The 12,996-nt window shown below is 68.1% G+C and carries 13 protein-coding genes; 8 read left to right on the top strand and 5 right to left on the bottom strand.

Features of this window, described 5'->3' with window-relative positions:
* Positions 1-59 precede the first annotated feature (59 nt).
* Entirely contained in the window at positions 60-887 is an 828-nt protein-coding gene (locus tag AUL34_RS08645; protein WP_061933233.1) for a transporter substrate-binding domain-containing protein, read from the bottom strand.
* A gap of 413 nt (positions 888-1,300) precedes the next feature.
* Between AUL34_RS08645 and AUL34_RS08640 the strand changes: the two genes are divergently transcribed.
* From AUL34_RS08640 to AUL34_RS08605, 8 genes are all read left to right on the top strand, one after another.
* Complete coding sequence (locus AUL34_RS08640; RefSeq protein ID WP_061933231.1) at positions 1,301-2,035, top strand: GntR family transcriptional regulator; 735 nt, start codon at positions 1,301-1,303, stop codon at positions 2,033-2,035.
* A gap of 72 nt (positions 2,036-2,107) precedes the next feature.
* The gene (locus AUL34_RS08635; protein WP_202814940.1) at positions 2,108-2,794 is read left to right on the top strand and encodes an MBL fold metallo-hydrolase; all 687 of its coding nucleotides are present in this window, start codon (positions 2,108-2,110) and stop codon (positions 2,792-2,794) included.
* Positions 2,795-2,978: 184 nt separating this feature from the next.
* Positions 2,979-3,866, top strand: a complete 888-nt coding sequence (locus AUL34_RS08630) for a dihydrodipicolinate synthase family protein (protein WP_061933229.1) — start codon at positions 2,979-2,981, stop codon at positions 3,864-3,866.
* Positions 3,867-3,869: 3 nt separating this feature from the next.
* Positions 3,870-4,556 (top strand): GntR family transcriptional regulator, encoded by a 687-nt coding sequence (locus AUL34_RS08625; protein WP_082653247.1) that lies wholly within the window; start codon positions 3,870-3,872, stop codon positions 4,554-4,556.
* 57 nt (positions 4,557-4,613) lie between these two features.
* Positions 4,614-5,948, top strand: coding sequence for an ABC transporter substrate-binding protein (locus AUL34_RS08620; protein ID WP_061933228.1), 1,335 nt, complete (start codon positions 4,614-4,616; stop codon positions 5,946-5,948).
* A gap of 47 nt (positions 5,949-5,995) precedes the next feature.
* Positions 5,996-6,874, top strand: a complete 879-nt coding sequence (locus AUL34_RS08615; RefSeq protein WP_061933282.1) for a carbohydrate ABC transporter permease — start codon at positions 5,996-5,998, stop codon at positions 6,872-6,874.
* A 14-nt stretch (positions 6,875-6,888) separates the two neighbouring features.
* Positions 6,889-7,707: a carbohydrate ABC transporter permease gene (locus AUL34_RS08610; protein ID WP_061933226.1), complete on the top strand. Its 819-nt coding sequence runs from the start codon at positions 6,889-6,891 to the stop codon at positions 7,705-7,707.
* Positions 7,708-7,717: 10 nt separating this feature from the next.
* Entirely contained in the window at positions 7,718-8,782 is a 1,065-nt protein-coding gene (locus AUL34_RS08605) for an ABC transporter ATP-binding protein (RefSeq protein ID WP_061933224.1), read from the top strand.
* 64 nt (positions 8,783-8,846) lie between these two features.
* On the opposite strand, the gene hydA is transcribed toward AUL34_RS08605, so the two are convergent.
* The 4 genes from hydA to AUL34_RS08585 are packed head-to-tail and all read right to left on the bottom strand — an operon-like array spanning position 8,847 to position 12,937.
* Positions 8,847-10,247: a dihydropyrimidinase gene (hydA, locus tag AUL34_RS08600; protein WP_061933222.1), complete on the bottom strand. Its 1,401-nt coding sequence runs from the start codon at positions 10,245-10,247 to the stop codon at positions 8,847-8,849.
* Positions 10,244-11,461, bottom strand: a complete 1,218-nt coding sequence (locus AUL34_RS08595) for a cysteine desulfurase-like protein (RefSeq protein ID WP_061933220.1) — start codon at positions 11,459-11,461, stop codon at positions 10,244-10,246. Before AUL34_RS08595 ends, hydA begins: the two co-directional genes overlap by 4 nt.
* 47 nt (positions 11,462-11,508) lie before the next feature.
* Positions 11,509-12,261, bottom strand: coding sequence for an amino acid ABC transporter ATP-binding protein (locus AUL34_RS08590; protein ID WP_061933217.1), 753 nt, complete (start codon positions 12,259-12,261; stop codon positions 11,509-11,511).
* A 1-nt stretch (position 12,262) separates the two neighbouring features.
* Positions 12,263-12,937: an amino acid ABC transporter permease gene (locus tag AUL34_RS08585; protein WP_061933216.1), complete on the bottom strand. Its 675-nt coding sequence runs from the start codon at positions 12,935-12,937 to the stop codon at positions 12,263-12,265.
* Positions 12,938-12,996: the final 59 nt, after the last annotated feature.

Here is a 12,996-nt window from a genome sequence, read left to right as displayed (position 1 = left end):
GTCGGGGCCTCGCGCATCGGCGCGAAGCCACGGTTTCGGGCGATGCTCGGCGGACCCGTTCAGTCCTTGCTGTAGTCCTTGCCGTACCACTTGGTGGTCAGCGTCGAGAGCGTGCCGTCCTTCTTCATCTCCTCGACGATCTGGCCGACCTTCTGCGTCCATTCCGGATCGCCCTTGTCGGCCACGACCACGAGCGGTTCGCGGAACGCGTAGTCGCCCGGCACGATCTTCAGGGGATAGTTGCTCTTGATCGCCTGGAGCACGGTCTGCTCGGGCGCGATCACCGCGTCCACCCGGAGCCCGTCGCCGAGGCGCAGGTCGTCGAAGGGCAGCATCGAGTTGGCATAGGTGCGCACCTCGCCGGGCTTCACGTCGTACTGGACGGGCGCGAGGTCGGGCGCGTCGATCTGCAGCTGGCCGCGGATGTAGTCCTCGGACGTGGTGCCGGTCTCGACGCCGATCACCTTGCCGTTGAGGTCGGCGCGGCTCTCGGCCTTGGAGTCCTTGTGAACCGCGAAGACATAGGGGCTATAGTAGTAGATCGCGGGAAAATCGATCACCTGGGCGCGCGCCTTCGTCGGCGTCACCGAACCGACGGCCAGGTCGAAGCGGCCGTTCCAGTGACCGCCGGTCAGCACCTGCCACTCGGGGGTCGAGAAGGTCACCTTCGCGCCCAGGCGCTTGCCGATCTCGTTGGCGACGTCGATGTCGAAGCCGACCATCTCGTTGTTGTCGTTCAGGAAGCTTTGCGGCGGCCATCCGCTGTTGGTCGCGACGTTCAACTGACCCGAACTGGTGACCCGGTCGAGCGTGGCTCCCGCCTGCGCGGCGATGGTCGCGGCAAAGAGCGCGGCGACGCTGGCGAACGCGAGCATGCGCTTGGACATGATGGTGGTTCCTCCCTCGATCGGTAGGCCGGATGCTGGACACTCGCCTCGGCGGGTCGCAGTCGTTGATAGACGTCCGACGAGTTCGAGATTTGCACTGGCGCCGAACCCTGTCAATCCGCTTTGCCGGGGATCCCGTCCGCTCATCGCCACCCCGCAGTGCAGCACGAACGAGGGCCTTGATGTCACTAGCGACGTCGCGTTGCATCGTGTTGACAGGACCGAAAAAGCGTAGGCTAGTTGTCAGACCTCTCATCCCGCAGCCGGGTCCGGCCACGGGCGACGAGCTTGCCGCGCAACACAAGCCCCGGAGCCCATCGTGACGGTCGAGCCTCATGCCGCCAGCGCGTGCCGCCCCCGGTCCGGCAGGCCCGTCACGATCCGCCAGACCGGGTGTCGACGGAGGAGCCGGCATGGCGCGTAGCCATCCCAAGAAGCCCTCCGCGGTCGACCAGATCCATCTCGGCCTCCTCGACCTCATCCAGCGGAGCGCGCTGGTTCCGGGCGACAGGCTGCCGAGCGAGGACCAGCTTACCCAGCGCTTCGCGTGCTCGCGCCCGACCCTGCGGGAGGCGCTGAAGATCCTGGAACAGGACGGCATCATCGAGACGCAGCACGGCCGGGGCCGCTTCCTGACCGCCGGCGCGACGCTGATGGTGGAGCGGCCCATCACGTGCTTCGAGAGCGTCTCGACGATGATGCGCGGGCTCGGCTACCGCCCCGCCAGCACGCTGATCGGCGTCGGCGCCGTGCAGGCGGGCGCGATGGTCGCGAACGCGCTCCAGTGCAGCCCGGCGACGGCGGTGGCGCGGGTGGAACGGCTCCGCTTCCATGAACGCAAGGCGCTCGTCTATTCCCTGAACTACCTGCGCATCGACGACCTGCCGGGCGGCGATCCGGACGCCATTGACTGGACCGGTTCGGTGGTCGATCTCCTGCGCGGCCAGGACAAGGAGCCTGTGATGTCGACGGCGACGGTCGCCGCGGTGCCGCTGCCGAGGGAGGTGGTGAAGGCCCATCACCTCGCCGACTTCGAACCCGCACTCCTGATCACCGAGACCTGTTTCACCAAACGCGGCGAGGCCGTCCTGTTCGCGCAGGACTACCATCGCGGCGACGCCTTCAGCTTCAGCTTCGCCCGGCGCTGATGCGCCGGACGCGGCGGCGCGCAAGGTGCTAGGACGCTTCGGACCGCGGCGGCGCGGCGGCGGAGGACCCGGATGCTGACGATCACCTTCTATGCCCATGCGAGCTTCCGTCTGGAGGCGGACGGTCTTGCGGTCGTCACCGATCCCTATACGCCGGGCGCGCACGGAAGCGGGTTCGACCGGATCGACGAGCCCGCCGATCTCGTCGTCATGAGTTCGGCGACCGACCGCTTCCATTCCGATCCGAGCCACGTGTCGGGCGATCCGATCGTCGTGAACGCGCTCGAACTGCCGCCGGAGGGGGCGCTCGTCGGGGGCCTGCGCATCCGCCCCTTTCCCGCCTACGAGAGCCTCACCTTCGATTTCGGGGGACGCGATCCCGACGCCAACGCCCTCTACCTCTTCGAACTCGGCGGCATCCGCGTCCTCCACATGGGCGACATCGGCAATCCCGTCCCGCCCGAGCATCTCGACGCGCTCGCGGGCGAGGTCGATCTCCTGCTGGCCCTGACCGGCGCCCATGCGACGATCGCGCTCGACGATCTCGACCGGGCGATCGAGCGCATCCGGCCGGGGGCGATCATTCCGATGCACTACCACAGCCCGAAGGGCGTGCTGGCGATCGAGCCGGTGGAGCGTTTCCTCGACCGCTTTCCCGCCGCAGAGGTGCGGCGGGTGGGCTCGAGCAGGCTCGAGCTGACCCGCGAGATGCTTGGCCACGATCGTCCGGTCGTCTTCGTCCTCGATCAATCGCGCTGAGGCCTCGCAAGGTCGGGCGCCGGCCCGGGCGCGGTCGAACGCAGGACAGGTGATGGGCCCCCTCCATTCAAGTCGAGGCGTCGAGGCATGATCCGTTCCTCCGCTCGCCCATGCATCGCGAACCGCGATGACCGATTGACAACCATCTGACATGTTAGCTAGTGATCGGGCAGGAGGATCCACCATGACCCAATCGCCATTCGGACTGTCGGCCGCGCTGACGACGCCCTTCGACACGGCAGGCCGATGCGACGCCGCCGTTGCGGTTCGCCATGCCCGGCGCTGCCTCGACGAGGGATGCGCGAGCGTCACACTGTTCGGCACGACCGGCGAGGGCTCGTCCATTGACCAGGCCGAGCGCAGCCGGATGCTGAGCGCGTTCGCGGCGGCGGGCCTTGGCGGCGACAGGCTGGTCGCCTGCGTGATGGCGAACGCCAGCGGCGACGCCGCCGCGCAGGCCGCGGAGATCCTGAACCTTGGCGCGCGCGGCGTCCTCCTGGCGCCCCCGTCCTACTTCAAGAACGTCTCGGAAGAGGGCGTCGGGCGTTGGTTCCGAGAGGTTCTGCAGACGCTCGGCGAAGCCGCGCGCGGCATCATCCTCTACAACATCCCCTCCGTCACCGCGGTGGAACTGCCGGTGTCGCTGGTCGCAGCGCTGCGCGCCGAATTTCCCCAGGCGATCGCCGGTGTCAAGGATTCGTCGGGCAACTGGTCCTATACCGAGCGGCTCCTGGCCGAGCACCGGGATCTCGCCATCCTGATCGGCGACGAGCGGAGCCTAGCGGCCGGTGTGCGACTCGGTGCCCAAGGGGCGATCTCGGGCCTCGCCAACGTCCTGGCCGGCCGCCTCTCGGCTTTGATCCGCGACGGGCGCGACGATCCCGCCCTGAACGAGCTGGTGGAAGCCGTGCTGCGCCATCCGGTGACGCCCGCCGTCAAGGCGCTGGTCGCCCATCGCACGGGCGAGGAAGGCTGGACGCGGGTGCGCGCGCCGCTCGTTTCCACCCCCGCGGACGGACGGGCGACGCTAGGCCGCCTGCTCGACGGCTTCCGCGAAGCGGCGGCGGCCTGAACCGTGGACGAGGTCGCGGGCGAATCCGGGCGAGCGAAGGGTGGCGACGCGCTCAAGCTGCGCGAGCTCGCCTACGAGAGCATCATCGAGAAGCTGATCTCCCGCGACTTCGCGCCCGGCGAGTTCGTCACGCAGCGACAGCTCGTCCAGCGCACCGGACTGCCGCTCGGCGCCATCCGCGAGATCATCCCGCGCCTCGAATCGGAGGGACTTCTGCGCACGGTGCCCCAAAGGGGTATCCAGATCGCCCATGTCGATCTCAACCTCATCCGCGAGGCCTTCCAGTTCCGCCTGTTCCTGGAGAAGGAGGCGGTCGCGACCTTCACGCGCTCGGCGCCCGACCTCGTGGTGGCGGGCTTGCGCCGCGAGCACGAGGAGATGCTGGCGATGGCGCTTTCGCGCGCCCTGACCCGCGAGGAGGAACAGGCGGCGCAGGCGATCGACTGGCGTCTGCACGACACGTTCATCGACGCGCTCGGCAACTCGATCATCTCCATGGCCTACCGCGTCAACTCGGTGAAGCTGCGCCTGATCCACCACGAGCGCTACCGGATCGACGGGCGCGTGGTGCCGGTGATGCGCGAGCATCTCGCCGTTATCGAGGCCATCGAGAGCCGTGAACCTGCCCGCGCCGCCGATGCCGTCGGCGTGCATATCGACAACGCCAGGAGGCTGGCGCTCACCATCTGAAACCGGCCGGACGAAAAGCGTTGGAGGACGCCCCGGCCCCGAGGGAGGACAACCCGCATGCCGAACGAGACCCTGCACCTGTCGCGCCGCCGCTTCCTCGCCGGCACCGCCGCCGTCACTGCACTGGCGTTGGCCGGCGTCCGCCCGTCCTGGGCGGCCGGCGTCGACTGGAAGAAGCACGCCGGCACGACGATCGAGGTGAACCTCACGAAGAACCCGCGCGGCGAACTCCTGCGCAAGTATCAGGCGGAGTTCGAGGCGCTGACCGGCATCAAGGTCAACTCGGAGGCCACGCCCGAGCAGCAGCAGCGCCAGAAGGCGGTGATCGAACTCACCTCCGGGCGTCCGAGCTTCGACGTCATCCATATCAGCTTTCACGCCCAGAAGCGGCAGTTCGAGAAGGCCGGCTGGCTGGCCGACCTGTCGCCCTTCATGGCCGACCCGGCGCTGACGGACGCCTCGCTCAACGAGGGCGACTTCGCGCCCGCGGGCCTCTCCTACGCAAAGGACGGCGAAGGCCGCATCCGCGCGCTGCCCTTCTCGGTGGACTACTGGATCGTCTACTGGAACAAGGAGCTCTTCGAAGCCAAGGGCCTCGCCTACCCCCAAACCTTCGACGCGATGCTGGCCGCCGCCAAGGCGCTCACCGACAAGGAGGCCGGCACTTCCGGCTTCGTCGCGCGCGGCATGAAGAACGCCAACACGCCGGTCTGGACCTCGCTGATGCTCGGCTTCGGCCAGCAGGCGATCGGCGAGGACGGGACGATCCTCGCCGACAACGACAAGGGCGTCGAGGCGGCCAAGCTGTACCAGGCGCTGATGACCGAGACAGCGCCGCGCGGCGTCACCGGCTTCAACTGGGCCGAATGCCAGTCCGCCTTCCTGCAGGGCAAGGTCGGCATGTGGTTCGACGGCGTCGGCTTCGCGGCACCCCTGGAGAACCCCGAGCTCTCGCGCGTCGTCGGCAAGGTCGGCTACGGCGTGGTTCCCGCGGGCCCCGCCGGGCGCGCCGCCCCGACGCTCGGCGACGGCATCGCGGTGACCGAGGCCTCGCAGAACAAGGAAGCGGCCTATCTCTACTGCCAGTGGGCCGTCTCGAAGGAGATGGGCGCCCGTCTCTTCCAGGCCGGCGCAGGCGTTCCGTTCCGCACCTCGATCGTGGAGGACGCCGAGGTCCGCAAGGGCGTGACCATGCCGGCCGAATGGGCCGACGCGGTGGCGGGGTCCGCCAAGGTGAGCCAGATCGCCCTTCCCGTGGTGATCCCGGTCACCGAGTTCCGCGACATCTACGGCGTGGCGCTCACCAACCTTCTGGGCGGCGCCGACCCGGCGACGGAGCTGAAGGCCGCGACCGAGCAGTTCAAGCCCATCCTGGAGCGCAGCGAGGCCTGATGAGCGCCGTGACCTCCCACGCCGACGATCCCGTCGCGGCTTCCGCCATGACGGGAAAGCGGGGGCGACTTCGCCCCAGCTACTGGCCCTTCGTCATTCCGGCGCTCGTCGTGGTTGTGGCGGTGATCGTCTTCCCCTGGGTCTTCACGCTCTACATGAGCGTGAACGCCTGGCGGCTCGGCGGCGAGGTGACGTTCGTCGGATGGGAGAACTACGCGCGGCTGGCCACCGACATCCGCTTCTGGGAATCGATGGGCCACGCGCTCGTCTACACCGCCCTGTCGGTGGTCGCGCCCCTCGTCCTCGGCACGATCGCCGCCGTCCTGTTCGATTCCAGGATGCCGCTCAAGGGGATCCTGCGCGCCATCTTCGTCATGCCGATGATGGCGACGCCCGTCGCCATCGCTCTGGTCTGGACGATGATGTTCAACCCCTCGCTCGGCGTCCTCAACTACCTCCTGTCGGTGGCGGGCCTGCCCGAGCAGTCCTGGATCTACGACCAGTCCACCGTGATCCCCTCGCTGGTGCTGGTCGAGACCTGGCAGTGGACGCCGCTCGTCATGCTGATCGTGCTCGGCGGCCTCGCCTCGCTGCCGCGCGAGCCCTACGAGGGCGCCGAGATCGACGGCGCGAACGGCTGGCAGAAGTTCCGCTACATCACCCTGCCGCTCATCGCGCCCTTCATGATGGTGGCCGTGATCATCCGCTCGATCGACGCCCTGAAGAGCTTCGACATCATCTACGCGATGACGCAAGGGGGGCCCGGCACCGCGTCGGAGACGATCAACATCTACCTCTACAACGTCGCCTTCTCCTACTACGACATCGGCTACGGATCGGCGATCGCCGTCGTCTTCTTCGTCGTCATCGTCGCCATGTCGCTCGTCATGCTGCATCTGAAGCAGCGGGCGAAGTGGAACGGATGAAAGGGCACCGCGCCATGAAGCTCCGTCGTATCGCCGACCGCGCAGGCCTCCTGTTCCTCGGTCTCGTCTTCGTGTCGCCGGCCGTGTTCTTCTTCGTGTGGATGCTGTCGCTCTCCCTGAAGTTCGAGATCGACAACGGCGCCTACCCGCCGATCCTGATCCCCGAGCGCATCGCCTGGGCGAACTACGTCAGGATCTTCGCCGAGAACGACTTCCTTCTCTATTTCTGGAACTCGGTCCTCGTCACCGGTACGGCGACGCTTCTGGCCCTCGTGGTCGGCGTTCCCGCCGGCTACGGCATCGCCCGGTTGAAGGCCAACAAGGCCGCGATCGTCATCATGATCGCGCGCATGACGCCGGGGCTCTCCTTCCTGATCCCGCTCTTCCTCCTGTTCCAGACGATCGGCCTTCTCGGCACGCTTCTGCCGCAGATCGTGATCCATCTCGTGGTCACGGTGCCGATCGTGATCTGGGTGATGATCGGCTATTTCGAGACGACGCCGCTGGAGCTGGAAGAGGCTGCGGTGATCGACGGGGCGACGAGCTGGCAGGTCTTCTCCCGGGTGGCGCTCCCGATCGCGCGGCCCGGCATCGTGGTCTCGCTGATCCTCGCCGTCATCTTCTCCTGGAACAACTTCGTCTTCGGCATCGTGCTCGCCAGCCGCGAGACGCGCACGCTGCCCGTCGCCGTCTACAACATGCTGTCCTTCGAGCAGGTGAGCTGGGGCCCGCTGGCGGCGGCCGCCCTCGTCGTCACCCTGCCCGTCCTCGTGCTCACCATCGTCGCACAGCGCCAGATCGTCGCCGGTCTGACGGCCGGCGCGGTCAAATAAGGAAATCGTCATGGCCCCCGTCACCATCCGCGACGTGAAGAAGAGCTATGGTTCGGTCGCCACGATCCACGGCGTCTCGATCGACATTGCGGACGGCGAGTTCGTGGTCCTCGTCGGGCCGTCCGGCTGCGGCAAGTCCACGCTCCTGCGCATGCTGGCCGGACTCGAGGAGATTTCGGGCGGCGAGATCCGGATCGGCGGGCGGGTCGTCAACGACCTGCCCGCCAAGGAGCGGGACATCGCCATGGTGTTCCAGAACTACGCGCTCTACCCGCACATGTCGGTGGCCGACAACATGGGCTTCGCGCTGAAGCTCAAGAACGCAGCGAGGTCCGAGATCGAGAGCCGCGTGAAGCCGGCGGCCGACATCCTCGGTCTCACCCCGCTACTCGACCGCTTCCCGCGCCAGCTCTCCGGCGGCCAGCGCCAGCGCGTCGCCATGGGCCGCGCCATCGTGCGCGACCCGCAGGTCTTCCTGTTCGACGAGCCCCTGTCGAACCTCGACGCCAAGCTGCGCGTCTCCATGCGGGCCGAGATCAAGAACCTGCACCAGCGCCTGAAGACCACGATCGTCTACGTCACGCACGACCAGATCGAGGCGATGACGATGGCCGACAAGATCGTCGTGATGCGCGACGGCCGGGTGGAACAGGTCGGCGCCCCGCTCGACCTCTACGATCGGCCGGCCAACACGTTCGTGGCCGGCTTCATCGGCTCGCCGGCGATGAACTTCGTGCAAGGGCGGATCGATGCCGACCGGTTCGTCACGGCCGACGGTCAGGAGCTTCCCCTGCCGGGCCGGGCCGGCACCGTGAAGCCGGGCGAGGCCACCTATGGCATCCGTCCCGAGCACGTGCGCATCGAGGACGGCGGCGTGCCGATCCGCGTCGAGGTCGTCGAGCCCACGGGGTCCGAGGTGATGGTCGGCGCCCGGCTTGGGGGACAGGCGATCTCCTGCCTGTTCCGCGAACGCCTGGCGCTGCGGCCGGGCGAGACCATTCCGGTCCGCTTCGATCCCGCAACGGCCCACCTTTTCGACGGCGCGAGCGGCGCCCGCATCGCGGACGCCGCGTAGCGCTCCGATCTTCGCATGTCCGGACGCGAAAGCCTGCTCGGCTTTCGCGGAGAATGCGGCGTCGTCAGATCGTCGGCAGCGCCCGGGCGCGGTAGTGCCCGTCGCCCTTGGCGCCGACGAGCGTGCCGTCCCGCACCATGATCTTGCCGCCCAGCACCACGGTGGTCGGCCAGCCCCGGATCTCGATCCCCTCGTAGGGGCTGTAGTCGGCCCCGTCGTGGAGGTCGGCGTGGCGGATGGTGCGCCGCGCCTCGGGGTCCCAGATCGCGATGTCGGCGTCCATGCCGACCGCGATCCGGCCCTTTCGCTCGAGCCCGTAGACCTTGGCATGGTTGGTGGCGGTCAGCGCCACGAAGCGGGAGAGGTCGATCCGGCCCTTCATCACCCCTTCGGAGAACAGGATCGGCAGCCGCGTCTCGACGCCGGGAATGCCGTTCGGGATGTGGCGGAAGCTCGTCTTGCCCTTCGGGTTCAGCTTGCCGGCGGGATCGTCGTAGCGGAAGGGGCAGTGATCGGAGGAGAAGAGGTCGAAGACGCCGGTCTCGAGGCCCCGCCAGCAGGCCTCCTGGGAGGCCGTGTCGCGCGGCGGCGGCGAGCAGACGAACTTCGCCCCCTCCCAGTCCATGCCGTCGAGGTCGTCGGCGGTGAGCACGAGATATTGCGGGCAGGTCTCGCCGATCACCTTGCGGCCGCGCGCGCGCGCGGCGCGGATCTCGTCGATCGCCGCGCCGTTGGAGACGTGGACGATGACCACCGGCACGTCGACCACCTCGGCGAGCGACAGGGCACGGTGCGTTGCCTCGCGCTCCACCACGATCGGCCGGGTCGTCGCATGCGCCCGCGGCGCGACGTCGCCCGAAGCCTCGTGCCGCCCGATGAGGTAGCGGATCGCGTCCTCGTTCTCGCAGTGGACCATGACGAGCGCCCCGGTGCGGCGGGCGACATCCATCGTTTCCAGGATCTGCGCATCGTTCAGCCGCAGGCCCTCGTAGGTCATGAAGACCTTGAACGAGGTGTAGCCGTCGGCGACGAGCGCCGGCAGCTCCTGGCCGAGCACGGACGCGGTCGGGTCGGAGACGATCATGTGGAAGGAATGGTCGGTGTAGCAGTTGCCGTCCGCCAGCGCGTGGTAGGCCGTCAGCGCCGCGCGCAGCGACTGGCCCTTCTCCTGCAGGCAGAAGGGCAGGACAGTGGTGTTGCCGCCGAACAGCGCCGAGCGCGTGCCGCTCTCGAAGTCGTCGGCCATGACGATGCCGTCCCCGGACGGCTGCGAGATGTGGACATGGCTGTCGATGCCGCCCGGCAGCACGTAGCGGCCGGCGGCGTCGATATCCTGGCGCCCTTCCGCCAGCGTCTCGCCGATCTGGACGATGCGCCCGTCGCGAATGCCGACGTCGGCCGTGAAGACGTCCGAAGCGGTCGCGACCGTGCCGCCGCGGATCACGAGGTCGAACGGCTCGCTCACAGGGCGGGCTCCAGCGCCGCGATGAGGCGGTCGACCTCGTCCAGCGTGTTGTAGTGGACCATGGACACGCGAACCACGCCCTCGGTCCTCGTCAGTCCATGCTCCTCCACGATGCGCTTGGCGTAGAAGTCGCCGTAGCGGATGCCGATCCTTGCGGCGTCCACCGCTTCGACGATCTCGCGCGAGCTTCGTTCGCCGGCCGTGAAGGAGATGGTGGAGACGCGATCGGCGATCGCCGTCGAGGTGCGGCCGATGATGCGCACCGAGTTGCGGCTCTGAAGGAAGTCCATGAGGCGCCCGCTGACGGCACGCTCCTGGCTCGCGATCGCGGCAAATCCGGCCTCGATCGCGGCGCGTCCCTCCCCCGCCCCCGCGCGGGCCCCGAGCTCCTCGACATACTCGACCGCGCCGATCGAGCCCCACGCGCATTCGTAGTTGATGTTGCCGGGCTCCAGCTTGTGGGGCACGCGGGTCTTGTCGAAGAAGTAGTGATAGATGTTGTCGAGCGCGAGCAGCTTGTCGCGCTTGCCGAACATCACCGCATGGTGCGGGCCGAACACCTTGTAGATGCTGAAGATGTAGTAGTCGGCATCGAGCGCTCGGACGTCGATCGCCCGGTGCGGCGCATAGGCGACGGCGTCGACGCAGAGCTCCGCCCCACCGGCATGGGCGACATCGGCGATGGCACGGATCGGGTTGATCGTTCCGAGGATGTTGGAGGCGTGGGTGACACAGACGAGCTTGGTGCGCTCGTTCATCATTCCCTTCAGCTCGGCAAGGTCGAGCTCGTAGGTTTCCGGGTCGCAGCGCCACCAGCGGATCTTCACCCCGCGCGCCTCGTGCTTCAGCCACGGGCCGATATTGGACTCGTGATCGGTGTTGGTGAGGATGATCTCGTCGCCCGGCTGCAGCCGCCCGGTCATCGCCTCCGATAGAAAGCGGATGAGGATCGTGGTGGAGGGCCCTTCCACGATCTCGCCCGGGTCGCAGTTCATGAAGCGGGCGAAGGCCTCGCGCGACTGCGAGACGCGGGCGGTCGATACGCGGCTCGGCTCGTAGCTCGCGCCGGTCTGGACGTTGGTGGTCAAAAGGTAGTCGGACACGCGCTCGGCGACGGTGCGCAGCACCTGGCTGCCGCCGGCGTTGTCCATGAAGGTCCACTCGCCCTGAAGCGCCGGGAACTGGGCGCGGACGAAATCGAGATCGAGGGTCATGCTGCCTGGCCTTGCTGGCGCGTCCACCCCGCGCCTGTCTGGTGGAATCAGTGGTTGAGCACCGCGTCGAGGAAGGCGCGGGCGCGTTCGTTGCGGGTCGAGGAGAAGAACACGTCGGGCGTCGAGACCTCCCGGATCTCGCCGTCCTCCATGAAGACGATGCGGTCGGCGACCTGACGGGCGAATCCCATCTCGTGGGTCACGAGGACGAGGGTCACCCCGGAATGGGCGAGCCCCTTGATGACGTCGAGAACCTCGCCCACCATTTCGGGGTCGAGCGCCGAAGTCGGCTCGTCGAAGAGGAGGATGCGCGGCTCCATGGCGAGCGCGCGGGCGATGCCGACGCGCTGCTGCTGGCCGCCGGACAGCTGGGTCGGAAACTTCTGCGCCTGCGCCCCGATGCCGACGCGGTCGAGCAGCGTCTGCGCCCGTGCGCGGCTCTCGTCCCAGGACAGCTTCTTCACCCGCACCGGCCCGAGCGCGACGTTGTCGAGCACCGTGAGGTTGGGGAAGAGGTTGAAGGCCTGGAACACCATGCCGGTCTGCTGGCGGACCTTCAGAAGATTGCGCCCCCGCTCGACGCGCACGCCGCCGACGAACACGTCGCCCGCGTCGTATTCCTCGAGATGGTTGATGCAGCGGATGAGCGTCGACTTGCCCGACCCGGAGGGCCCGAGAAGCACCACGACCTCGCCCGCGGCGACGTCGAGATCGACGCCCTTCAGGGCGGTGAAATGGCCGTAGCGCTTCTGGACGCCGCGCATGCGGATGATCGGCTCGGCGGACGGGGTCGGAGCCATGTCAGCGGGCCTCCCGGCTGGAGTAGCGGGTCTCGAAGCGGGCGACGAGGCGCACCAAGGGCAGAAGCAGGACGAGGTAAAGCAGCGCCGCGCCGATCAGCGGCGTCGGGTTGGCGGCGAGCGCCTGCGCCTGCGTCGCCTGCTTCAGGAGGTCGGGCAGAGCGACCACGGACGCGAGCGCGGTGTCCTTCATCACGTTGATCGAATTGTTGGTGAGCGGCGGGATCACGATGCGCACCGCCTGGGGCAGCACCACGTCGCGCATCACGTCGATCGCGTTGAGGCCGATCGACTGCGCCGCCTCGAACTGGCCGCGCGGAATCGCCTCGATGCCGGCGCGGTATATCTCCGCCGTATAGGCCGCCGACACGGTGGTCAGCGCCAGGCAGGCGGAGGCGAAGGGCGACAGGCGGATGCCGATGAAGGGAAAGGCGTAGTAGACGATGACGAGCCAGACGAGCACCGGGAGCGCACGGAAGACGTCGATATAGGCGATCGAGAGCCAGCGCAGCGGGCGCGGTGCGTAGAGCCGCACCAGGGCCAGGGCGAGGCCGCCGACGAGCCCGAGCAGGATCGACAGTCCGCCGAGCAGCACCGTGCGCCACAGGCCCTGGAGGAGCTGGGGCATCGAGCGCCAGAGAACGTCGACATTGAAGAAGGTTGTGACGATGTCCATGCCTGACCCTGCCATCGGGGGATCGCGGATGCGGGGCGTGGCACCCCGCATCCGGTAAC

The sequence above is a fragment of the Aureimonas sp. AU22 genome (assembly GCF_001463745.1).
GTDB lineage: Bacteria > Pseudomonadota > Alphaproteobacteria > Rhizobiales > Rhizobiaceae > Aureimonas.
The sequence above is the reverse complement of the archived record's forward strand: the minus strand, read 5'-3'. Positions and strand labels throughout refer to the sequence as shown.

Bases quoted from the DNA above. Each gene is read 5' to 3' on its own strand.
- AUL34_RS08645 (WP_061933233.1), bottom strand. From the start codon at position 887: ATGTCCAAGCGCATGCTCGCGTTCGCCAGCGTCGCCGCGCTCTTTGCC.
- AUL34_RS08640 (WP_061933231.1), top strand. From the start codon at position 1,301: ATGGCGCGTAGCCATCCCAAGAAGCCCTCCGCGGTCGACCAGATCCAT.
- AUL34_RS08635 (WP_202814940.1), top strand. From the start codon at position 2,108: ATGCTGACGATCACCTTCTATGCCCATGCGAGCTTCCGTCTGGAGGCG.
- AUL34_RS08630 (WP_061933229.1), top strand. From the start codon at position 2,979: ATGACCCAATCGCCATTCGGACTGTCGGCCGCGCTGACGACGCCCTTC.
- AUL34_RS08620 (WP_061933228.1), top strand. From the start codon at position 4,614: ATGCCGAACGAGACCCTGCACCTGTCGCGCCGCCGCTTCCTCGCCGGC.
- AUL34_RS08615 (WP_061933282.1), top strand. From the start codon at position 5,996: ATGACGGGAAAGCGGGGGCGACTTCGCCCCAGCTACTGGCCCTTCGTC.
- AUL34_RS08610 (WP_061933226.1), top strand. From the start codon at position 6,889: ATGAAGCTCCGTCGTATCGCCGACCGCGCAGGCCTCCTGTTCCTCGGT.
- AUL34_RS08605 (WP_061933224.1), top strand. From the start codon at position 7,718: ATGGCCCCCGTCACCATCCGCGACGTGAAGAAGAGCTATGGTTCGGTC.
- AUL34_RS08595 (WP_061933220.1), bottom strand. From the start codon at position 11,461: ATGACCCTCGATCTCGATTTCGTCCGCGCCCAGTTCCCGGCGCTTCAG.
- AUL34_RS08590 (WP_061933217.1), bottom strand. From the start codon at position 12,261: ATGGCTCCGACCCCGTCCGCCGAGCCGATCATCCGCATGCGCGGCGTC.
- AUL34_RS08585 (WP_061933216.1), bottom strand. From the start codon at position 12,937: ATGGACATCGTCACAACCTTCTTCAATGTCGACGTTCTCTGGCGCTCG.